Source organism: Paenibacillus farraposensis (assembly GCF_020736845.1).
GTDB lineage: Bacteria > Bacillota > Bacilli > Paenibacillales > Paenibacillaceae > Paenibacillus > Paenibacillus farraposensis.
Genome location: NZ_JAFFQR010000029.1, coordinates 277,230 through 300,851, shown reverse-complemented (window position 1 = coordinate 300,851; position 23,622 = coordinate 277,230). Strand labels below are relative to the sequence as shown.

Here is a 23,622-nt window from a genome sequence, read left to right as displayed (position 1 = left end):
ACGCCGCCAGCGTTCGTCCTGAGCCAGGATCAAACTCTCCATTAAAGACCGACCAAGGTCGGTTTATTGAGAGCGATTAGCTCATGTTGAATCTGACGAGATTTTAAATCTCATATTGGATTTTGCGAACAAAATCCGTACTCACTCGTTGTTCAGTTTTCAAAGATCAAACTTTATTTTGTTGAATCAGCTCATCGCGTCATCAACTCTTATATCATATCACATCCGAACCAACTTTGCAAGCTTTTTTTTAAAATCTTTTTTTAGACTCACTCGCAACATCGTATTTCTTGGCCGGAATTAGAATATATCATATATAAAATAAGTTTGCAAGCATTTATTATATAAGTTTTCGAAATGCTTTATTCTATATACTTTATCACGAATAAAATAAGAGCCTCCTCCCAAAAACACAAGGGAAGAGGCCCTTATTTTATAGCTGCTACTTATTCAGAGCCCATAAAGGCAAACCGAATGACTACAATAATAGCAAGCACCCACATAAGCCAGTGAATTTTCATTTTATTGCTGGTAAATAAATTATTGAACACTGCCAGTACGACATAAGACAAAATACCAGCAGAAATACCGTTCGCAATCCCGCCTGTAAAAGGCATTAAAACGATAGTCAAAAATGCAGGGAACGCGAGCAGGAAATTATCCCAGTCAATATTGCGAACCTGACTCATCATTAACACTCCGACAATAATCAGAGCTGGAGCTGTAGCCGCGGAAGGTACAACCAGTGCCAACGGTGCGATAAAGAGGGATAACAAAAACAGAATACCTGTCGTAACGGCAGTCAGACCGGTACGTCCACCTTCTTCTACTCCTGCGGAGCTTTCCACGAACGCTGTAATGGTACTTGTACCCAATACTGCACCCGTACTTACACCAACAGCATCCACCAACATAGCTTTACCGATGGTTTTTTCGCCTTTTTTCTTATCCTTCATAATTCCTGCGCGGGTAGCTGTACCCACTAACGTGCCAAACGTATCAAACAACTCCACAAAAGTAAAAATGAAGATAATATCAAACAGCCCAATGTGCAGAGCAGCCTTCAAATCTAGCTGGCCTACTGCCAAGTTAGTAAAGTCAGGAATCCAGTGTCCTGATGTCAGACTGCTCAGATTCGTTACTCCCATCGGAATACCGATCAATGTTGTTGCTACGATTCCAATCAGCAAAGCGCCTTTGACCCGAATAACCATCAGCACCGCGATAATAAGCAATCCGATTAACGCCAGCAAGGCGTCCTTTTGGTGAACCAGACTGCCCAGAACCAAATTGAATGCATGACCTGGAACCGGATGACCAACGTCTGTACCTGGAACGATATTCACCATAACCAGATTACAGAGCTTAAAGCCGACAATCGTAATAAACAAGCCAATACCTACCGTAATGGCGGTCTTCAAATTTTCCGGCACCGCAACGAGCAACATCTGTCTTACCCGTGTCACGGTTAAAATCAGAAAGATGATACCAGATATAAATACAGCGCCAAGTGCCGCCTGCCAAGTAATTACACCATTAGAACTCAAGACTACCGTCATAAAATAAGCATTCAAACCCATGCCCGGAGCCATGCCAATCGGCACATTAACGAATAAACCCATCAGAATGGTAACCAGACCTGCTCCCACCGCTGTCGCAAAGAAAACAGCTTCACTAGGCATACCTGCACCCGTCGGTCCCAAAAAGGTATTGTTGACCACCAGTATGTAAGCCATGGTCATAAAAGTAGTAATTCCCGCAATAATCTCGGTGCGGATGTTTGTTCCATGTTCCTTTAATTTAAAGAAACGCTCCATGAGTCGTAATTCCTCCTACGCAAAAGCATACTCGTATTGTTGTCGTTCATTTGCTGTAATATTCGCATTCATACGTGCTATTACATCCGTTATTTTAGGCTCTCATCTACAGCTTGTCAACAGAAAAAGCGAATGTTACAAATTGAACACATATGTATTGTTCGGAAAATAGAAAACCCGTCAAACTATTACACAGCTGACGGGATACCATTTTAACGAATCAGATATTTTTATACTTATCAAAGGCATTTGCTGTCCTTCTGTTCATCCCTTATTTTCGATCTCCATTTAATACAAACTCAATATCCCTCAGAGAAAAGGCTAATTAATCGTTCTTTGCTTATTTCATCATCTTTTGCCAAATTATAATAGTGAAAATATTCTTCTAAAACCTTCTAACCTTTTCAGGTGCGTGGGTCACCGCTGCTCCATCAAGCTTCAGTATATGCTAAAGCTCCAACTGACTTAATTTCTGTCGATGATGAACATGATATAAAGAAAAAACCTTCAAAACCACGATAGCTGTGGAGTTGAAGGTTTGTTGACTTGTGAGCAGTCTTACGACTATTCCCACTCGATGGTTGCTGGCGGCTTGGACGTTACATCGTACACGATACGGTTGACGTTCTCCACTTCGTTGACGATGCGAACGGAGATTTTCTCCAGCACGTCCCAAGGGATACGCGCCCAGTCGGCGGTCATGCCGTCGATTGAGGTTACCGCACGAATACCTACAGTATAAGAGTACGTACGGGCATCGCCCATAACACCAACACTCTTCATATTCGGCAGAGCGGTGAAGTATTGCCAGATTTCTCGATCCAGACCGGCTTTGGCAATCTCCTCGCGTAAAATAAAGTCGGAATCACGGACAATCTTGAGCTTGTCCTCTGTCACTTCGCCCAATACACGAATGGCAAGACCCGGACCCGGGAATGGCTGACGCCATACAATTTCGGCCGGCAGTCCGCATTCTTCACCGACTTTACGCACTTCATCCTTGAACAATGCATTCAGTGGCTCGATCAGTTTGAACTTCATGTCTTCCGGCAAACCGCCCACGTTATGGTGCGATTTGATGGTTTGCGCCGTTGCTGTTCCGCTCTCTACAATATCTGTGTACAACGTGCCTTGTGCCAGAAATTCAAAATCATCGAATTTGGCTGACTCTTCTTCAAAGACATAAATAAATTCGTTACCGATGATTTTACGTTTTTGCTCAGGATCATCGACCCCTGCCAGTTTGGACAGGAAGCGCTCACGAGCATCAATTTTGACAACTTTCATATCAAATTTGCCAACGAATGTGTTCATTACACTTTCAGCTTCGCCCTTACGCAGCAATCCGTGATCAATGAACATACATGTCAGTTGGTCACCGATGGCTTTATGAATAAGCATAGCCACTACAGAAGAATCCACACCGCCACTTAAAGCACACAATACTTTCTTGTCGCCTACTTGCTGACGGATTTCACGAACTTGCTCTTCAATGAACGATTCCATCGTCCAGTTGCCCTCACAGCCGCACACTTCATACAGGAAGTTATGAATCATTTGATTCCCTTGAACGGAATGACGTACCTCTGGATGGAACTGTACCGCATACAGGTTCCGTTCCGGATGGCTCATTGCGGCAATCGGAGCACTCTCTGTACCAGCATCCAGTTTAAAACCGGATGGCAGGTCTGTAACGTGATCTCCATGGCTCATCCATACCGTTTGGCGGGAATCCAGCCCTTTAACCAAGCGGGCATCCTCATTGAATTGCACATCTGCTTTGCCGTACTCGCGCTTGCCCGCACGTTCTACCTTGCCTTCGAGCTGGTGAGCCATCAGCTGCATGCCATAACAAATACCGAAAATAGGTATGCCGAGATCATAGATGGCCCGGTCTACCTGAGGAGCATTTTCTGTATATACGCTGGAAGGTCCGCCTGAGAAAACAATCCCTTTCGGCGCCAGCTCTCTCAGCTTCTCCGCAGACGTATTGTATGGAAGGAGCTCGCTATATACACCAAGATCCCGAATTCTTCTTGCGATTAACTGGTTGTATTGTCCTCCAAAGTCGAGAACTACAACGATTTCATTAGGCTTATTCATTACCGTGCCTCCCTCAATTGTTCGTTTCATTATACGCAACGACAAAACAAGACGTCAAGAAATCTACCGAAGTTGAGTGGACATGCAAAGATTGTTAAAATAAATGGATTCCTGATTATATAATCGGTTCGTAGGAGTGTACACGATGGATGTGCTGAAGTGGATCGCGCAATTATTTGAAGAATACGGATACGGCGTCCTTTTTTTCGGCTTGCTGCTTGAGTTTCTTGCCTTACCTTTCCCCGGGGAAACCACGATGGCCTATGCGGGATATCTCTCCTATTCGGGGAACCTGGTTTTCACCAAGCTGGTGCTGCTGGCCTTTTTGGGCACAACCATCGGTATGACCATTACCTACTTTATCGGAAAATGGGCCGGACTCCCCTTTATTCAGAAATACGGTAAATGGGTTCTCTTATCACCGGGCAAGCTTGAAAAAACGCAGAAGTGGTTTCAACGATACGGATATTGGCTTATTTCCCTCGGATATTTTATCCCTGGTGTGAGGCATTTTACCGGCTATTTTTCTGGAATTATCGCGATTTCTTTCCGCAAATTTGCCTTGTATGCATACAGTGGTGCATTATTCTGGGTTATCTTATTTCTAAGCATTGGCAAGCTGTTTGGTCCACAATGGGATGCCATTTTTCGGTTGGTGGAGGTGTATGCACTGCGCACCTCCGCAATCGTCGGCAGTATCCTTTTGCTGTCTGTTGTTTATCGCTGGAGAGCCTTTCTGAGTAGTCCTTTTGGCAAATCAGACAAACCAGTGAAATCAGCAAAAACCAGCAACAAGCATGACCCACAATAGTCAGGCTCCGACTGTCTTGCGGCTGCGAGCCCTCGTATAATATTGTATCCAAGCAAATGGCGCCTACACCGCCCACTAATGAATATTACATATCAAAAACACCCTCCAGGATCGAAATACAACCATCGTCCCGAAGGGTGTAAGAATGCTTATGATTTATGAGTGCTCAGCCTGCTCCCGAATGTATACCAGCGCGGCATCGATATGCCCTTTGACTCTGAGGCTACGCCATTCATGAATCAGAATACCGTTCTCATCAATCAGAAATGTAGAGCGAACGATGCCCATGTACTGCTTGCCATACATCTGTTTCTGTTGCCACACGCCGTAAGTCTCAGCCACCTGATGCTCTTCATCGGATAATAACTGAAAAGGCAATCCATATTTGGCAATAAACTTGTCATGCTGCTTGAGCGGATCAGGACTTACCCCTAGAATGACTGTATTTAATCCTTCAAACTCCGTATGCTTATCCCGAAAATCACACGCCTGTGTCGAGCAGCTGGAGGTCAAATCCTTCGGATAAAAATACAGCAGCACCCTGCTGCCTCTATAATCAGATAGCTTAACGCTCTTTCCTCCACTCCCCGGCAATTCAAAGTCCGGTGCCGGTTGTCCAATAACGGCAGATGTCGTGGACATCCTATCATCTCCTATCTTTCGGAGTTTTCCTACCATCCGGGCTAAGAGCCCGCGCCCCGATAACGCCGAATCCCCCAATTCCATGCCAGTAAGCCCAAAGTCAGAAACACAGCGCCCATTACAGGAGTTAATAACGCCATATTCCGCATATCCTCCCGCTGAAGGAACAAGGATGCGGGATATACGCCAACAAAAGCAAAAGGCAGAATCCAGGTGAGCACCACCTGAATGGCCCGGTTATAGATTGTAATCGGATAACGGCCATAGCCCTGGATATTATACATGAGTGGTATAATCCCTGTCGGTGCGTCCGAGAAAAATGAAATGGCAGTCAATATGGTGTAAATACCTGTATATATCGCTACGGCACTCAGACTCATCACGATCAGTACAGGAATAAACCACCACTCCATATTCAAGTCCATCTGCGCCCCGCTGATTCCCATAATAGTCAGACCAATCACGGAGCCTACGAGCGATGGCGGGTCCACATTTTCCAGAAAAATCTGGAACAAATTATAAGCGGGACGAGTCATGACCCGGTCGAGTTCCCCTTTTACAATATAGCGATCGCTAAAGTTCCAAAGGTTGACAAAACAGGTGAAAAGCCCATACGGTACCATGAAAAAGCCGTAAACAAACACCACTTCATTTTCACTCCAGCCGCCCAGACTGTTCGTATGCATAAAAATGACCAGAATAAAAATAAGATTCGTAGCTTGAAACAGCAGGTCCGAAATGACTTCGACCCAAAAATCAACCCGATAGGTGAGCCGTGACTTCATGTAATTTTTCAAATATTCGCTAATGAGACCCAAATAGTACATCATCGGCTTACCCTCCCTGCACGAACAGACGTCTGCGCGCCAGTCGCCAAATGATGATCATCGGCACGAGCAGAACGACCAGCCAAATGATTTGGATACCCAGCACATTCCAGATGCCAACACCTTTTACGCGTCCGGTGAAAACAGAGCCCGGCAAATAGGTAATTGCCTGGAACGGCATCCATTGAGCGAAAGTGGCCAGCCAGCCCGGAAATAAACTGATGGGTATAATCAACCCGGAAAACAGGTCCACCACCACACGCTTCATTCGCATCATGCCTTCGTTATTTTCGATAAAAAAGGCCGTCAAACCCGTAATAATATTAATCTGGGTGTTAATTAAAAAGCTGAAAAACAGCATTACCAAAAAGCCAACCCAGGCTACCGGGTCCGTAGGGAGCTTCACCGGAAACAGCAGCATTGCAATCGCCATGCCCGGAATCATAAACAACAGGAACCGGAACATCCCCTCGCCAAGTCCTTGCATAAATTTAACGAGCACATAGTTATACGGGCGAATCATCTGAATAGCGATGCTTCCATCGCGAATATCCGTCGAAATTTCACGATCCAGATTGTTAAAATAGAAGGCCCTCGCCATCCATGAGACCGCTACATATGTCGTCATTTGAGCAGCGGTAAAACCGCCGATACTGCCTGCTCCCCCATATATTGCTTGGTATGTGAAGTAATACACGCCAATATTCATGGAATAAATAAGTATGCCTGAATAATAATTCACACGATAAGCAAGCATAGTCAGAAATCGAATGCGAATAAAATCGGAGTATACGCTAATCATGAACTTTGGCCTCCACTGCCGGATGGCCTTCGCGCTCTGCCGAGCCAGACTGATAAATGCTGCGGACGATATCATCCGTGTTGGTTTCGATGATTTTGATGTCCGTGATGTCAGTACGGCCGACGACACTAGCAAGAACATCCGATACGTTAATATGCAGGGGAATCCACACTTTGGCAGCCAAATCGTTATCCATCGTCCAAGTCAATGGCATAGATGCAGTCCATGTCTGCAATTGCTCCAGCCGCGTGGACGTACCGAATTGGAAGCGAACTTCACGTCCCGTTCCCCAGCGCGTCTTCAAATCCTCCAGACCACCATCATAAATGATATTCCCATCATCCAGCATAATGACGCGCGAGCACAACGCTTCAATATCCTGCAAATCATGGGTTGTCAGCAAAATGGTGGTGCCGTGATCCCGGTTCATGTCCTTCAGAAACTCGCGGATTTCGGACTTGACCACAATATCAAGCCCAATGGTCGGCTCGTCCAGAAAAACAATGGAAGGATTGTGCAGCAGTGCCGCTACCAGCTCGCAACGCATCCGTTGTCCGAGGCTAAGCTTGCGTACCGGGCGGCTTAACAGATCCTGCAATTGCAGCCGCTCTACCAGTTCATCCAGCCTGCGTTTGAAGTCAGCTGCCGGAACCTGATATACTTTGCGCAGCAGCTGAAAAGACTCGATCACACCGATGTCCCACCAAAGCTGGCTGCGCTGGCCAAAAACGACACCGATGTTGCTTACAAATTTCTCGCGCTCCTCATAGGGAACATAACCGCCTACCTTGAGATGCCCTGACGTCGGGACAAGAATGCCTGTCAGCATCTTGATCGTAGTAGACTTACCGGCGCCGTTCTCACCGATATAACCGCATATTTCTCCTTGCGGAATACGGAAGGATATATCTTTGACCGCGGCCACCTCGTTATATTCACGCGAGAATAAATCCAGGAAGGCGCCTTTCAAGCCCTCACGGTTTTTTTGTACCTTAAATGTTTTGCGCAAATCTTGCACATCAATTGCCAGCATGTTGTACCTCTCAATCATTGTTAAATTGATTGTGCTCCAAAAAGAAATTATAATGTAATGAATTGAAAAGCGAAAGGGAGAGCATCCATGACAAGCAGAACCAAAAGAACGCTATGGTCGGTTCTGGCCGTGGTTATCGTCGCAATTGTAGGCTTTGCCGTGTACTATTTTTCATCCATCTATAATCAATTGAACAATCTGCATAAAGAGGGGGCAAACTCTCCCTTCAAAAATGTACAGCAGGTCGATCAAGTCCGCGCATCAGAACCGCCCAAATGGGAAGGAACTGATATGGTTAACATTCTACTGATGGGTGTCGATGGCCGCGGCATTCAAAAAGGGGAGGTTCCCCGGTCAGATAGTATGATGGTCGTATCTCTTGATCCTGTCAAGAAAAAGATTCACCTCTTTTCTATTTTGCGTGATACGTATGTGGATATTCCCGGCTACGGAAAAAACCGTATTAACACCGCTATTACTCATGGGCCCAATACAGCCATGAAAGCTGCTGGCGATCTGCTGGGCATTCCGGTGCAATATTATGTGTATACCGATTTCCAGGGATTTATTAAGCTGGTGGATGCTGTGGGCGGCATTGATTTTAAAGTGGAGAAGGATATGCATTATACGAGCAATGCGGATAAGCATGAATACGATATTGACTTGAAAAAGGGAATGCAGCATCTGGACGGCAAAACGGCGCTTCAATACGTGCGGTTCCGTCATGATGCCATGTCGGATTTCTCGCGTTCAGGACGACAGCGTGCATTTTTGGAGGCTGTCGCCCAGAAAATGCAGACCACGACCTCCATTGCCAATCTGCCGAATATTTTGGAGCAGGTGAACCCGTACATTGACACCAATCTGAGTGTCAACGATATGTGGAAGCTGGCGAACGTCGGCTACCAAAGCGCCTTTGCAGGCAGCGAGCAGGTTCCGCCGATGAAGCAGATCGTCGAAAAAAATGTAGGCGGCGCGCAGGTGCTGACTGTCCGCGATCCGGAGGAGCTGAAAAAGTACGTGCAGGATATATTCAATAATCCTCCTGTGCAGACACAGGAGCAGGATCAGAACGGAACGAAGCAGCCGGACAGCGCATCATCGTCCAAGGCCGATAGGCCTTCTTTTACAGGGGGCAATAAAACCGGTAATGAAGATACTTCCACACAATCGACACCAAAAACAGGCCAAAAAGAGCTATAATGATCATGCAAGGGCAGCCGTGAACGCTGCCCTTTGGCATGTGTATATCCTATTTTTGATGAACGGAAAGGAAGTTTGTGATGATGAAACGAGAAAACTCCGAAGCATTATATAAAGAGGCACTGGAGCATATTGTCGGGGGAGTTAACAGTCCTTCACGCTCCTTTAAGGCTGTGGGCGGCGGTGCACCGGTATTCATGAAGCGCGCCCAAGGCGCTCATTTCTGGGATGAGGATGATAATCGGTATATCGACTATCTGGCAGCATACGGTCCTATTATTACCGGGCATGCCCATCCCCATATTACCAAGGCCATTAGTGAAGCTGCGGCCAACGGCGTCCTGTACGGAACGTCCACGGCGCTGGAAGTCAAGCTGGCCAAGATGCTCAAGGAAGCCATTCCTTCCCTGGACAAGGTCCGGTTTGTGAATTCCGGTACAGAAGCCGTCATGACGACGATTCGCGTGGCACGGGCCTATACTGGGCGGAACAAGATTATCAAATTTGCCGGCTGCTACCACGGTCACTCCGATCTGGTGCTCGTAGCTGCAGGCTCCGGTCCGTCCACGCTGGGCATACCGGATAGTGCGGGCATCACGACCAACATTGCCAGCGAGGTCATCACCGTACCGTTTAATGATCTCGATGCGCTGCGCCAAGCCTTGGAGCACTGGAGCGACGATGTAGCAGCGGTTATGGTCGAGCCGATTGTCGGCAATTTCGGCATGGTGATGCCGCAGCCCGGATTCCTGGAAGGGCTGTGCTCGATGGCGCGGGCCAACGGCTCACTCGTCATTTATGACGAGGTCATTACGGCGTTCCGCTTCCACTACGGCTCCACCCAAACGTACGCTGGCCTGGACAATCATAATGCCATTCAGCCGGATTTGACCGCGCTGGGCAAAATCATGGGCGGTGGCTTGCCGATAGGCGCCTACGGCGGCAGCAAGCAGATCATGGAGCAGGTTGCCCCACTCGGCCCTGCTTATCAGGCGGGCACGATGGCGGGCAACCCGGCTTCCATCTCGTCAGGCATCGCCTGCCTTGAAATCCTTCAAGGAGAAGGCGTGTATGAAGAGATGGAACGTCTGGCTGTGCGACTGACGGACGGGATTCAGTCCTCCGCGGGCCGCTACGGCGTGCCATTGACGATCAACCGCATCCGGGGCGCATTCTCGACGCATTTCTGCGACCACCCGGTCACCAATTACGATCAGGCGCAGGATACGGACAGCGAGGCGTTCGCAGCCTTCTTCCGCCACATGCTGGATCGCGGTATTCTGCTGGCACCATCCAAGTACGAAGCCTGGTTCCTCACAACAGCCCATACGGACGAAGACGTGGATATTACGCTGGAAGCGGCGGAGGACTCTTTCCGGGCCATGTCACAAGGCAAGTAGGCAAATCAGCAAGCGAGGATTAAATTCAGGTAGGAGCAAAGCTGGAGGCAGTCTTAAGGGCGAGATACCCGCCTTTGAGACTTGTATTCCGGCTTTTTTGTTCCGCAAACTGTACCCGTACAGTTGTGAATTTTATGGATTGTATCAAGCCGGGCTGTCCAGGTATATTGAGAAAACCGAGAAAGAAATCATCATGACGGAGGTTTATTATGCACAGCCATTCTAGAAATGGAGCAGCCTATTTGGCCGCTCTCTGCTATGCAGCTATACTTGGTTTTTCGTTTTTGTTTGTGAAGCTGACCGTCACAGAGGCCAGCCCATTGGACGTGCTCGCCCACCGCTTTGCCCTGTCTTTTATCGCTTTGACGATTCCAGTGCTGCTGGGCTGGGTCAAAATCAACATGACACGGCGTGATATTCTGCGTATTTTACCACTGGCGCTGCTCTCGCCATTGGTGTTTTTTCCATTGCAAGCCTTCGGACTTATGAGCACGTCTTCATCGGAAGGAGGAATTATTCAAGCGACTGTTCCGATTTTCACCTTATTGCTAGCCTCTTATTTTATTAAAGAGCGCACAACGGTGATCCAAAAGATATCCTTGCTGCTCTCCGTCTTTGGCGTGATTTTCATCTTTGTCATGAAAAGCGGAGCGCCTTTGGCTTCCAGCAGCTTTGGCGGTATTGTTCTGCTCGTGCTGTCTGCTATTTGCCTATCCGGCTATAACGTGCTGGCTCGTCCATTAACCCGGCAATACAGTCCGATGGAATTGACCTATGTTACCTCGATTTTGGGAAGTCTCGTTTTTAACCTGGCGGCCCTGGGATATCATACAATCGACGGCTCCGTGGGCGCTTATGTAGCGCCTTTGGCAAAGCCTGATTACTGGCTGGCACTGGTCTATCTGGGTATTCTGTCTACCCTCGTCACCTCGCTGCTATCCAGCTTTGCCTTGAAGTGGATCGAAGCCTCGAAAATGAGTGTGATCGGTAATTTATCCACGCTCATTTCCATGCTGGCAGGTGCTTATATTTTGAAGGAGCAGCTTGCCTACTATCACATGATCGGAGCCATCATGATCATTGCCGGCGCGCTGGGCACCAATTTTGGAGGTAGAAAAAGCTCTACGCCCATCAAGGCAACCTCTGTAAACCGCTAATTAGGGGATGGAAAGCCGAATGTGCATGTGAGCTTAGGAAGCGTAGTTCGAGCTTTAAAAAAGAAAATCTCCAGGCTATAGCATTTCCAGCTTGGGGATTTCCTCTTTTTGGGATTTTAAACGCGAGAATTAGACCGGGTATGCCATCACGCTCATTAACGCGAGTTCTGGCTGTGTTGTGTCCAGCCTGCTGTATTGAATGATCACGGCGACATCGCTGGTGACCGTAATCGCATATGGAACGCCTACCGGAATCCGCTCGCCTGCCTTTTCCAGCGAAGCTGTTCGGATATGACGGGTTCGTCTTCCTTCCACCACCTCGATCATTCCCTCCAGCGGCTCACGCTCCTCAAAATAGATGTCTATGCTCAGCCTGGCCGCGTGATTCCCACAGTTCAGCACGCATATACTCTCATGACTCAGCAGCTCTCCCCGGCTGTCCGGTGGAATATATCCGTCGGGTATGACCCAGAACAAGCTGCCCCGCGGCTGGTTAGCTGCCTTTTCCTGAGGAAGCTCCGTATCTCCCATAATATCCGACTCCTTTCAGCTAAATGACCTTGCAAGCTCTTTTCCGGCAATTTGCCAGCCCGAGACTATCGCCAACAGTAAGTTGCTGGCAGCGAAACTGTGACCACACCTGATCCTGATGAAACAGCCGCAAGCAACGATCTTTTACCTGTACGGGTTCTCATTAGTGCGCAGCAATTGAGCCAGGAAAGCAAGCGCCAAGCCTTGGCCCCAACCTTGAATACGTTTGTATGGCACGTTTCGATAGCCGTCAATATCGTTCATCACAGCGGTACCCGCGGATACCCCCGTCACGGTGCCGTCCCCCTTAATCCGGGACAGGATGCCGTCGATCGCCTTTTGCGTGTATTTGTTAAACAATCGTCCCCGCATAAGCAAGGCAGTTGCAATCCCTGCGGAGCCGGAGGTTTCCAGATAAGAGGTATCATCGTTCAGCACCGTATGCCACAGTCCTTCCGAGGATTGCAGGCGCACCAGGGCGCTGAGCTGGTCACGCAGAGAGCCGTCGATAATCATGTAGGATGGATGCTGCACCTCCACAAATTTCAGCGCCTTGGCCATCGTGAGGGCTGCCCATGAATTGCCACGCGCCCAGTAGATCCCTGACATGTGGCTTTGGTTCGCATGATCCCAGCCGTGATAATACAAATTCGTATCCGGGTCCTGCAAAAATTCCTCATGTCCGTGATATTGGCGAATACCGTCCTCCCAATATTCCTTGTTCCCCAGCAGATGACCGATGCGCAGCAAATAATAGCCTGCCATAAACATCGTATCCACCCACGCCTGCTGCGGAAATACGTCATGAACTGAATTCACTGTATGCTGGAAAATGCCATCGGCAAAACGCTCGGCTTTTTTCGCCAGAAATTCCGCCATCTCGGTGGCGATATCCAGATATTTTTGCTCACCTGTGGCCTGATACAGCGTTAACAAGCAGTGTCCGATCGACACACCGTTCACCGAGAGGGGAGGCAGCCCATCCTCAATGTTTTCGTCAACCCATTCTCTCAGCTTGGTCAAATACGTTTCGTTTCCCGTCGCCTCATAGGCTTCGCATACTCCGTAAAAGGCTACTCCACCGGGCCAATCCCAGCTAAAGTCCATTTGAAACGTGCGTTCTACGACCCGGTCTATTACTTGTTTTATTTGTTCCTCATCAAACCTTAGTACAGGCATTTTCCTCGTCTCCCCCTTTGGTTAGCTTCACGTTATTTGCCTCCTTGCTACCTATCTAAAAAACATCGCTTAACGCAAGTACATGCGCAAGGGTTGCAAATTCAGCTCCCTCACAGCATCTGCCACCATGTCTGCAATCTGAACTGCCCCATTCTCATGAAAATGCGTATTATCCTCCAGCCCAGTGGAAAAGTTCATGTATTCACCGGGCAGTAGCCACATAAATAGTTCCTTGCTGTCTTCAGGACCTAATCTTTCATATAATTCCTGCGTGCGGGCGGACAGATCAATCAACGGCACATCCGCTTCTTCCGCCAGTTCACGAACTGCTGTTATATAGTCGCCATGCGTGTCGGATAGCGTACCATCCGCATTAAAATAGCGACGATGTACAGGCGTGATCAGCACCGGGGTTGCGCTTTTGCTTCTCGTCCCGTCGATGTACAGGCGCAGCTGCTCCTTGTAGGTTGTAGAAGGCTCCGTAGCCCGCTCCAGATCAGGCTTCTCATCATTATGGCCGAATTGGATGAACAGGAAGTCTCCGGCCTTCATTTCGCCCAAAATGACGTCCAGCCGCCCTTCGTCCACAAAGCTTTTGGAGCTGCGTCCCGATACGGCATGGTTATCCACGCAGACGTCATGCTTGAACAGGGCTGGCAAAGCCTGGCCCCAGCCTGTATACGGATAGCCGGACGCGTCCTGATCCGTAACGGTGGAATCCCCGGCAAGAAACAGCCGGAGAGTCTGCGGCGCTGGCTTAATTTCCAGCGCATTCAGCCGCGGCGCAGTGCCCGATACGGCGAGGCGCAGCCGACCGCCCCGAACGGGCACCGTGAACCGGGCCTCCGCAAACTGGCCCGGCAGCGTGTGTACCGGGGGCAGCATATGCTTGCCTTCGCCAGCCTTGAGCCGTGTGAATGTTTCCGCAAGCGGATCGCCGAGCAGCACCGTAACGAGATACATCCCGTCCGGCACGTCCGCTATAAAAGCAGCGTTCAGCGGGATGCAAAAGCTGCTCCGCAGCCGCGCGAAGGCATCCTTCACCGGACTCGGCCTTTCTCGCCCATATACGTGCTCCGCAGTCTCGAAGCCATAGCCGTGTTCAGCCGAATAGAAGCAATCCGGGGATACTCCCTTATACCCAGCGGCAGGCTCACCTGGGCCAAAATCGAACTTCCACATTGGACTCACCTCTCCATGCTCGCCTCCATGTGCTCACCTTAAATCCGGGAATACTGCCGTATACAGCCTGCCCTTCCCTAATCCATATGTTTTGCTTGTTCGCTTTATATCCTCTGCTCTGTAACATAGGCTTTATCCCTTCAGGCCACTCGTACTCATTCCTTCTACAATTTGCTTCTGGAAGGCGAAGAATACGGCGATAACCGGTACCAGGCTTAGAATGGACATCGCGAACATCCCTCCCCAGTTGGAGGCGGATTCACTGTCGAGAAACATTTTGAGTGCAATGGATACGGTATATTTCTCCGGCGAATTCAAATACAGTACCGGACCCAGCAGGTCCTCCCATTTCCAGTAGAATGAGAAGATAGCTGCCGTAGCGAGCGAGGATTTGAGCAATGGCAAAATAATTCGGAAATACAGCCGGAATTTGCCGCATCCGTCAATCGTCGCCGCTTCATCCAGCTCCGACGGTATGGTCCGTATAAACTGAACCATCAGGAAGATGAAAAACGGCATCCCGAAAAACGACGGCACCACCAGCGGCAAGATCGTATTGACCCAGCCAAGCTTGGTGAAAATAATATATTGTGGCACCAACACCACATCCCCCGGCAGCATAAGCGTCATCATCATCAAGGCAAACCAGAAGTTGCGCCCTTTGAACTTCAAACGTGCAAAGCCAAATGCGATTAATGAGGAGGAAATCACGGCTCCAATCGTGGAAATCACGACAATCGTAAGCGAATTCAAGATGTACGTGCCAAAGTTGTATCCGCTCGTGCCTTTCCAGCCTGTTACATAGTTTTGCCAAATCCATTTTGTAGGGAAAAGCGAATCTGCCGTGACGAATATTGTCCGACTTTCCTTGAATGAGCTGAACAGCATCCAAAAAACGGGATACAGCATCAGGAGCGCCAGCGCCGCGACCAGAATGTGATAGATTGGCCATTTCATCGTTCTCCATGCCATCGATATCAGCGCCCCTTTTCCGTTTCATAGAATACCCAGTACTTGGAGGTTAAAAATAAAATCGCTGTCAATATCGCGATTATAATGAGCATGACCCAAGCCATAGCGGCGGCGTATCCCATATTGCTGAACATGAACGCCTGCCGGAACAAATACAGCGAGTACAGCATCGTCCCATCCATCGGACCGCCTTCGCCCTTTGAAATAACGTAGGCTGGAACGAAAGTCATAAAGGCGCTGATCGTCTGCATAATCAGGTTAAATAAAATAATCGGACTGAGCAGCGGCAGTGTAATGCTGAAAAATCTTCGTACTGGTGAAGCGCCGTCCACACTGGACGCCTCGTACATTTCAACCGAAATATTCTTTAATCCGGCCAGAAAGATGAGCATGGAGGAGCCGAATTGCCATACGGACAACGTGATCAGCATCGCAAGCGAAGCATTCAGATCACCAAACCACTTCACCGGGGTTGCCCCCAGGGCCGACAGCAAGGTGTTTACAATACCGTCGTTGCTGAAAATATTGCGCCACATGATGGATACCGCAACGCTGCCACCGATAATGGAAGGCAGGTAGTACATCGTCCGGTAGGTGCCGACCATGCGTGATTTGGTATTCAGGATCATCGCCACAAACAGCGCAAAAACCAGCCGCAGCGGCACACCGACCAATACATACGTAAACGTAACCCTGATCGAATTCCAGTATTTCGGGTCGCCTGTGAACATTTTTTCAAAGTTCCCCAGGCCAATCCATTTGGGCGGGGTGAACAGGTTGTAGGATGTAAAAGACAGATACAGCGAAATAAACATCGGAATTAACGTAAACGCCAGAAAGCCCACTATAAACGGGCTGATGAACGCATATCCGGTCATATTGGCTTTCAAGCTCTGATGATTTCGCAAGCTCATCAAGCCTCCCTTCTGTTGATTCTTGCTGATTCAACGAATTTTCGGTGTCATTAGATCATTGTTATACGCATATTTTTTAATGTATACAAAGGTCCTTGTGCGGTTTGCTCATCAGGTTAACCGTACGCGATCTGCCACAGCTACGCACGGCTAACTTGACGATGCTGGACTTCGCCCATATTAAGGCAGTGTCAGGCACCTGAAGATTCCATTGCCTGCTATTGCTTGTTATTCGCAAGGATCGTATTGGCATCCACCCGGAATTTGGCCGCCGCATCCACTGCCGTCATCTGTCCGAAATTGACCTGCTCAATATAATCGGTCAGGGTCGCGATCACTTCCGGTGATCCGACAGGCGGCGGCGGACTCATTGGAGAAGCCTTCGGCTCCATGGAAGCCACAAAGTCAAATACCTGCTTCGCAGCCTCACTCAGCTCCGGCGCTACAGCTTCCTTGATCTTGGCGGAAATCGGTACACCCCGCTCGCCTTTAATCAATTTATTCGCTTCTATATCGTTTATCCAGAAATCAATAAACTTGACGGCTTCATCCTTCACCTGTGAGCGGGAAGCTACTGCCCAGTACATTGTAGGCTGCATGTATATGCCTTTTTCCATATCCGGTCCGAACATTGGGGCCAGCGCCATCGGACGGTTAACGACCTGCTGTAAGCCCACATACTGATTGGACCACTGCCAAATGCCGATGCCTGTTCCTTTTACAATATCGGATTCCTCAATAATACCCTTGGACTGGTTCATGACTTCAGGAGACGGGGTCGCCCCTTTCTTGATCAACTCTGCCAATCCGCCGAAGAAATCGACAAACAGCTTATCGTCGTCATACCCCAAGCTTGTTCCTTCCACATTGTAGAGAGACTTTCCATGTGTGCGCAAGTAATAGTGGAAGAAAATATCGGCAGCCATGGAACTGTCAAAATACACTTTGTTAGCACCTGCCTTCAAGGCCAGCTCCTTGTATTGATCCCATGTCCAGTTGTCGGGAATTTTATCTATACCCGCCTTTTTGAGCAGAGCCGGATCATACTGGAAGCCCAGCACATTGACACCTGTAGGAATACCATATTGCTTTCCGGCAATGATGCCGGTTTTGAGTACATTTTCGTTTACATCAGCGGCCTGAATTTTTTGATTCAAGTAAGGCGCCATATCTTCCAGTTGACCGTTCTTTGCATATTGGCTAATGTACGAAATGTCCATTTGCACGATATCCGGCAACTGGTTTGCCGCAGCCTGCGGGGCGAGCTTTTTCCAATAGTCATCAAAAGAGGCATATTCCACATCAATCGTTACATTCGGATTTTTTTGCTTATACAAATCGATAACCTTTTGCGTGTACTCATGACGCGTATCCGATCCCCACCAAGCGATTCGCAACTTTACCTTCCCGTCTATACTTGCACCTGCATTGCTGCTGCTGTCCGCTCCGCTGCATGCTGTCGTAAATACGAGCAGTATAGCCATGATCAGAAACCATCCCTTTTTGCCCACTTATCTATCCCCTTTTCGCTGTTCTAGAAAGGAATCATGTCACAATTTACGGCGTAATTACGATTTTTGATAGCGTTTACATCGTCTCTTGTTGTCATTTTCCCAAAAGCAGAGAAGCATTGGAATACACAAAACAGGTTTCCTAGGTTTAAATATCAGAGGGATGCTATTCCCCTAGCCCCGTTCGCGGGACTTGATGTACTCGGATGGGGTCATACCCGCCCATTTTTTGAACACCTGGCTAAAATATTGGGCGTTCCCGCCGAAACCAAACCATTCCGCCAGCTCAAACACCTTCACATCTCCCGTCTCCCGGATATGCTCGGCTGCGCGTTCGATCCGGTAACGATTAACGTAATGTGAAAAGTTTTCACCCGTCACCTTTTTGAAAATTTTACCCAGATAATCGGAATTCATATACAGCATTTGCCTCGCCACTCCGTTCAGCGACAAATCGGATTTTCTGTAGTTCTGCTCAATGATCGTGATCATTTTATCCACGGTGGAGGATTGGCGGTACACATTGCTCTTATAGTACATGGCGGTCATTCGTTCGGCTGCTTCCTGCACAAAGGATTTGAGGCCAGCAAGCGTTTTTTGCTCCGCCAGCACTACCATTCGGCCCGTAAACTCGGTACGCTCCTCTTCAGGGCATATACGGATCATGGCCGCATACAGCTGAAGCACATAGGAACGGGTCACGGAAATTTCCAGTTTCATCCGGGACAGGTTGCCGAACAGCCGATTCACTTCCTGTGTCACCTCCACCGTATTCCCGGCCTTGATTAGCAGTCCGAATTTCTCCTCGTCCAGTTCCAAATCCGCCATCTCGCGGGTATCCTCGGCTGCCAGATCCTCCTTTGTGATCAAGCTGCCCTCCCCGGTGTAAAAACGGTGATTCATGCAATGCAGTGTCTCCCGGTATAATCCCCGCGAATGCAGCATACTGTCTGACTCGCTAACCGCGACAGTGATTTCCAGCTTGTAAAAACGGCGAAACGTCGCACGTACTGCGTCAATCTGTGCCATAAGCCCTGACGTATCATCTTTGCTTTCCAGTACGATGAGCAGTTGTCCCTGCATGGTCGTACCGAGCAGGACGTGATCCATTAAATCTGCTGCGATATTTTGCAGCGCAAACAAAAACTCCGGCTCATGGGATTCCTCCACCCGCAGCAGCAGCATGCGGACCTGCTTATTTTGCAGTTCCAGGCCAAATAGGCGTTCATAAAAAGCGATATCACGACTGCCGTACGTTTTATACGAAATGAACTCCTTCAAAAAATGCTCCTTCACATGCGGCAGCATGCGCTGAAAATCAAGCTTCATCCGGTTCACGAACTGCTTGCGCCCTTCCTGCTCCTCCCGTTCCTGACCGAGTTCGGTCAGCGCCTCATGAATTTGCCGCTCATTGCAGGGCTTCAACAAGTAATGCTTTACCCCGTATTGCATAGCCCGGCAAGCGTAGTCAAAATCCTTATAGCCGGACAGCAAAATGAAACGAACGTCCGGAAAATGCTCTGTCGTTTTGGCAACCAGCCCGATCCCATCCAATTCGGGCATAGAGATGTCGCTAATCACAAAATCAGGCGGGCTCGCCTGAATCAGATCATAAGCCTCTATACCGTTACGTGCCGTACCTACCAGTTTCGTTCCTGCCTTGCCCCAATCGACCACCTGTGAGATGCCTTCCAAAATCATACGCTCATCATCAACCAACAGCACCTTGTACATGGCCCTGATCTCCTTTCACGTATGGAATACAGACATGAATCGACGTTCCTGTCCCTGACTCGCTATGCAGCTCCATCCCCCATGGGGCCCCAAAGATCAGATGGAGCCGCTCCTGAATATTGGCAAGTCCGATACCTTGCCCACGGGTCGTGACCTGCCCGCTGTGCAGCTTTTCCAGAAAACCCTCGGCTATTCCCGGCCCATCATCCTCAACCCGCAGAAAAAGTGAACCTTCCCTCACCCTGGCAACAATGGATATTCGGCACGGTTCAATTTGCGGCTCCAGCGCATAATGAATCGCATTCTCTACCAAAGGCTGAAGCGTCAGCTTTGGTATTTGCGCATCCATCAACTCCTCCGGCACATCCAGCTGGAAGATAAGCCGCTCATCGAAGCGCGTTTTTTGGATCGTGACGTAGCTCCTCACGATATCCAGCTCCTTCCGAAGCGGAATAAGCTGCTCTTCAAAGCTGACCGCACTACGCAGCAGAAAAGCAAGCGCCTCTACCATCTCTGAAATGCGATCCTGCTTATTAGCCTTGGCAAGCCAGTTCACAGACTCTAATGTATTGTATAAAAAATGCGGATTAATCTGCGCCTGAAGTGCCTTAAGCTCTGTTTCGCGCAGCAATAGCTGCTTGGCGACATTCTCATTAATGAGCTCACGGATGCGGCGGATCATCTTTTTGTACGTTCGATGCAGCAATCCCACCTCATCCTGTGTAGAAAAAGGGACCGGGCCGAGTGCCTCCTCTTCCAGACGGTCGAGATCGCCTTTTTCAATTTTGCGCATGTTCTGGATTAATTGAACGATAGGCTTGGTAATACTACCAGACAATCGGGTGCCCAGCGCCAAGGCAATAAGCAGCATAATGACAAAGATTGTGCTTACAATTTCTTTGATTATGGTAATATGGCGAAACATATCATCAAAGGAGGTCATATGCAAATACGTCCAGCCCGTATAAGAGGATTTGACTTGAGCTGCGAAAAAGGTCCCGCCTGAGTAGGTCGCAATGCCGTAAGGCTGCTTCCGCGCAAGCTCGGCCTGCATATCGCTCTCACTTAAAAGCGGTGTTTCGGGGTAAATCATCCGCTTGCCGTCTGTAATCGTCAGCTGTCCATCACGGCCTGAGGTTTGCACGCGATCTGCTACAATCCGGTCGATGCGCACACGAATTGCAAGTGTTCCGAGCCCGTTTAACGTAAAATTGGAATCTGTAAAAGATTTAAACTGCCGTGCTGCCACCAGGGAGGAGTGACCTGCCGCATACCAAGCGTTGGAACCATCATATTCGTCCGCCAGCTCCGACAGGGTGGAGTGAAGTTCTTGGGGAATACCTTCACGGTTGCCCGCGCTCATGACCTGCCCTTCTTTGTCGATCACCACCATGGAATAGACATAGGTTTCGGAGCCTGCAAAAGCGATAAGCCTGTTTGTTATTTTTTTGCGCAGCACCATTTTAGTGTATGGCGAGGTTTCACTTTCCAATTGCAGCAAGTAACGCTGAAGCTGCTCATCCGTTGTTACTTTAAAGGTGGTCTTTTCAATATTCCTTAGTTCATTTTCAATGCCAATCGAAGAAATATTCAATACTTCTGATGTTTTTTTATACATTTGATTATCATAAATATGAAAAATGTATTTCAGTATGACTGCAAACACCGCAAAATTGACCAGCATGAGCACTATAATTAACAGAATCATTTTATGATGGATTCCAGCATTTTTGTAAGCGCTCTTAAGATAGGTCATCCGTGAATGTCGCCTCCTTTATAACATACAAAATACCCCATGCCCTGGTCGTTCGGCAAGAGGTATTTGTGTTTTAGCTTAGCTTGTCATATTTATTAAACTTTGTGGCATAAAAAATCCCCTCCGGCCAACCGTGTTGAGTCCATCATAGACTCTTTTTTCACTGTCTACCGTAAGGGGAAATACCAACTTCTTTAGATGATCATTTCTTCTTTGTCTTCGTGTAAATGGTTCCGCTGTTAGATACTACGCCTGCCTTGTTTCTTGCAGTAATAGAAATCTTATAGCGCTTGTTTGCAGATAGATTGGTTAACGTATGTTTCAAATCGGTTATCCATCCACTGTCATAACCATTGTTCGTCATAACACGGTACTCGGTTTCATTTGAGTTCCCATTCGCTGTCCAAACTACCTTAATCTTTGAAGCAGTGATGTCTTTGGTTTTTATTTTATCCGGACTGTTCGGATTTGTTACGAGAATAACAGATGACTGACTGCTTTCATTTCGACTCCAAGCTACTAAAGTATACGTGTACGTCTTTGCAGGGGTTAATCGCTTATCTGTGAACCACGTAAGCTTCCCTTTGTAAATGCTTTTTCCGTCTCGTAACAATTCATAGGTGTCAGCATTTATAATCTTTTCCCATGTGAGTGTAGCACTTGTTGATCTCACCAGTTTATCCACGAATTTAGGTGACTCTAAAACGGGACCATCGTAACTCTTTGTTGTTATTTGAATGACCTCAGGGGTACTTTCTCCCGTATTATTCTTGGTCACCAATGTATACGTGTACGTCTTTGCAGGGGTTAATCGCTTATCTGTGAACCATGGAAGTTTCCCTTGATAAATGATTTTTCCATCTCGTAACAATTCATAGGTGCCAGCATTTACAACCTTTTCCCATGTGAGTGTAACATTTGCTGCATTCCAGCTGAGCTTAATGCTCGTTGTAGCGGCTGTGCCTGTCAGATTCATCGGAGTCGCCGGGGCTGGAGTAGTCGGCGTCGGAGTCGTCGGAGTCGCCGGGACTGAAGTGGTCGGCGTTGGATCAGTCGGCTTTGGCGTCGGATCGGCTGTCTTTACTTGCACCGATGCCGGATCGCTTTCTCCTGTTCCATTCTTCGCTACCAATGTATACGTATAGCTCGCGGACTCCTTCAAGCCTGTATCCGTATAGGTCAGGTCGCTCCCCGTGTACACCTCTTGGCCATCGCGTTTCAACTCGTAGCTCTCGGCGTTGTCTGCTGCATTCCAGCTAAGCTTAATGCTCGTTGTAGTGGCTGTGCCTATCAGATTCGTCGGAGCCGCTGGATGAAGTGGTCGGCGTTGTCGCCGGGGCGGATCAGTCGGCGTCGGATCGACTGTTTTTACTTGCACCGATGCCGGACTGCTTTCTCCGGTTCCATTCTTGGCTACCAATGTGTACGTGTAGCTCGTGGACTCCTTCAAGCCTGTATCCGTATAGGTCAGGTCGTTTCCGCTATAGACCACTTCTCCGTCTCGTTTCAACTCGTAGCTCTCGGCGCTCCCTGCTGCATCCCAGCTGAGCTTAATGCTCGTTGCGGTCGCTGTGCCTGTCAGATTCGTCGGAGCCGCTGGCGCCGGAGTGGTCGGTGTCGGATCAGTTGGCGTCGGATCAGCTGTTTTCACTTGCAACGATGCCGGACTGCTTTCTCCGGTTCCGTTCTTGGCTACCAATGTGTACGTGTAGCTTGTGGACTCCGTTAACCCGCTATCCGTATAGGTTAGTTCGCTTCCGCTATAGACCACTTCTCCGTCTCGTTTCAACTCGTAGCTCTCGGCGTTATCCGCTACATTCCAACTGAGCGTAATACTCGTTGTTGTGGCAGTGCCTATTAGATTCGTCGGAGCTGCTGGCGCCGGAGTGGTCGGTGTCGAATCAGTTGGCGTCGGATCAGCTGTTTTCACTTGCAATGATGCCGGACTGCTTTCCTCCGTTCCGTTCTTGGCTACCAATCGGTACACGTAGCTTGTGGACTCCGTTAACCCGCTATCCGTATAGGTTAGTTCGCTTCCGCTGTAGACT

Annotated in this window: 19 protein-coding genes; 4 read left to right on the top strand and 15 right to left on the bottom strand. The window is 48.6% G+C overall.

The features are described 5' to 3' along the window. Window positions 1–446: 446 nt before the first annotated feature. Together JO375_RS06695 and guaA are read right to left on the bottom strand one after the other, a co-directional pair. Window positions 447–1,817, bottom strand: a complete 1,371-nt coding sequence (locus tag JO375_RS06695; RefSeq protein ID WP_229523715.1) for an NCS2 family permease — start codon at window positions 1,815–1,817, stop codon at window positions 447–449. Between the two features lie 564 nt (window positions 1,818–2,381). Next, a complete protein-coding gene (gene guaA, locus JO375_RS06690; protein WP_229523714.1) occupies window positions 2,382–3,920 on the bottom strand; it encodes a glutamine-hydrolyzing GMP synthase in 1,539 nt (512 codons plus the stop codon). A gap of 145 nt (window positions 3,921–4,065) precedes the next feature. On the opposite strand from guaA, the gene JO375_RS06685 reads away from it, so the two are divergent. Then, complete coding sequence (locus tag JO375_RS06685) at window positions 4,066–4,731, top strand: DedA family protein (RefSeq protein ID WP_229523713.1); 666 nt, start codon at window positions 4,066–4,068, stop codon at window positions 4,729–4,731. 156 nt (window positions 4,732–4,887) lie between these two features. On the opposite strand, the gene bcp is transcribed toward JO375_RS06685, so the two are convergent. From bcp to JO375_RS06665, 4 genes are read right to left on the bottom strand one after another with little or no spacing between them, the layout of a single operon-like run. Next, window positions 4,888–5,373, bottom strand: coding sequence for a thioredoxin-dependent thiol peroxidase (bcp, locus tag JO375_RS06680; RefSeq protein ID WP_229523712.1), 486 nt, complete (start codon window positions 5,371–5,373; stop codon window positions 4,888–4,890). Window positions 5,374–5,414: 41 nt separating this feature from the next. After that, complete coding sequence (locus JO375_RS06675; RefSeq protein WP_229523711.1) at window positions 5,415–6,203, bottom strand: ABC transporter permease; 789 nt, start codon at window positions 6,201–6,203, stop codon at window positions 5,415–5,417. Window positions 6,204–6,207: 4 nt separating this feature from the next. Further along, the gene (locus tag JO375_RS06670; protein WP_229523710.1) at window positions 6,208–7,002 is read right to left on the bottom strand and encodes an ABC transporter permease; all 795 of its coding nucleotides are present in this window, start codon (window positions 7,000–7,002) and stop codon (window positions 6,208–6,210) included. Then, window positions 6,995–8,035 (bottom strand): ABC transporter ATP-binding protein, encoded by a 1,041-nt coding sequence (locus JO375_RS06665; protein WP_229523709.1) that lies wholly within the window; start codon window positions 8,033–8,035, stop codon window positions 6,995–6,997. Before JO375_RS06665 ends, JO375_RS06670 begins: the two co-directional genes overlap by 8 nt. A gap of 87 nt (window positions 8,036–8,122) precedes the next feature. Between JO375_RS06665 and JO375_RS06660 the strand changes: the two genes are divergently transcribed. From JO375_RS06660 to JO375_RS06650, 3 genes are all read left to right on the top strand, one after another. Then, entirely contained in the window at window positions 8,123–9,238 is a 1,116-nt protein-coding gene (locus JO375_RS06660; RefSeq protein ID WP_229523708.1) for an LCP family protein, read from the top strand. A gap of 83 nt (window positions 9,239–9,321) precedes the next feature. Further along, window positions 9,322–10,638, top strand: coding sequence for a glutamate-1-semialdehyde 2,1-aminomutase (locus tag JO375_RS06655; RefSeq protein ID WP_322098704.1), 1,317 nt, complete (start codon window positions 9,322–9,324; stop codon window positions 10,636–10,638). A 209-nt stretch (window positions 10,639–10,847) separates the two neighbouring features. After that, window positions 10,848–11,795 carry a DMT family transporter gene (locus JO375_RS06650; protein ID WP_229523706.1) on the top strand — a complete coding sequence of 316 codons (948 nt, stop codon included), beginning with the start codon at window positions 10,848–10,850 and terminating at the stop codon, window positions 11,793–11,795. Between the two features lie 129 nt (window positions 11,796–11,924). On the opposite strand, the gene JO375_RS06645 is transcribed toward JO375_RS06650, so the two are convergent. The 9 genes from JO375_RS06645 to JO375_RS06605 all read right to left on the bottom strand — a co-directional run. Further along, window positions 11,925–12,326 (bottom strand): sensory rhodopsin transducer, encoded by a 402-nt coding sequence (locus JO375_RS06645; RefSeq protein WP_229523705.1) that lies wholly within the window; start codon window positions 12,324–12,326, stop codon window positions 11,925–11,927. A gap of 144 nt (window positions 12,327–12,470) precedes the next feature. Continuing rightward, the gene (locus JO375_RS06640) at window positions 12,471–13,505 is read right to left on the bottom strand and encodes a glycoside hydrolase family 88/105 protein (RefSeq protein WP_229523704.1); all 1,035 of its coding nucleotides are present in this window, start codon (window positions 13,503–13,505) and stop codon (window positions 12,471–12,473) included. Window positions 13,506–13,574: 69 nt separating this feature from the next. Next, entirely contained in the window at window positions 13,575–14,687 is a 1,113-nt protein-coding gene (locus tag JO375_RS06635) for a rhamnogalacturonan acetylesterase (RefSeq protein ID WP_229523703.1), read from the bottom strand. Window positions 14,688–14,819: 132 nt separating this feature from the next. Continuing rightward, window positions 14,820–15,659, bottom strand: coding sequence for a carbohydrate ABC transporter permease (locus JO375_RS06630; protein WP_229523702.1), 840 nt, complete (start codon window positions 15,657–15,659; stop codon window positions 14,820–14,822). A gap of 5 nt (window positions 15,660–15,664) precedes the next feature. Continuing rightward, complete coding sequence (locus JO375_RS06625; protein ID WP_229523701.1) at window positions 15,665–16,573, bottom strand: carbohydrate ABC transporter permease; 909 nt, start codon at window positions 16,571–16,573, stop codon at window positions 15,665–15,667. Window positions 16,574–16,791: 218 nt separating this feature from the next. Further along, a complete protein-coding gene (locus JO375_RS06620; protein WP_229523700.1) occupies window positions 16,792–18,084 on the bottom strand; it encodes an ABC transporter substrate-binding protein in 1,293 nt (430 codons plus the stop codon). Window positions 18,085–18,258: 174 nt separating this feature from the next. After that, window positions 18,259–19,818 carry a response regulator transcription factor gene (locus JO375_RS06615; RefSeq protein WP_229523699.1) on the bottom strand — a complete coding sequence of 520 codons (1,560 nt, stop codon included), beginning with the start codon at window positions 19,816–19,818 and terminating at the stop codon, window positions 18,259–18,261. Then, complete coding sequence (locus JO375_RS06610; RefSeq protein ID WP_229523698.1) at window positions 19,796–21,574, bottom strand: sensor histidine kinase; 1,779 nt, start codon at window positions 21,572–21,574, stop codon at window positions 19,796–19,798. Before JO375_RS06610 ends, JO375_RS06615 begins: the two co-directional genes overlap by 23 nt. 202 nt (window positions 21,575–21,776) lie before the next feature. Then, window positions 21,777–23,622 (bottom strand): fibronectin type III domain-containing protein (locus tag JO375_RS06605; protein ID WP_229523697.1); only part of this gene is annotated, 1,846 nt, incomplete at its 5' end.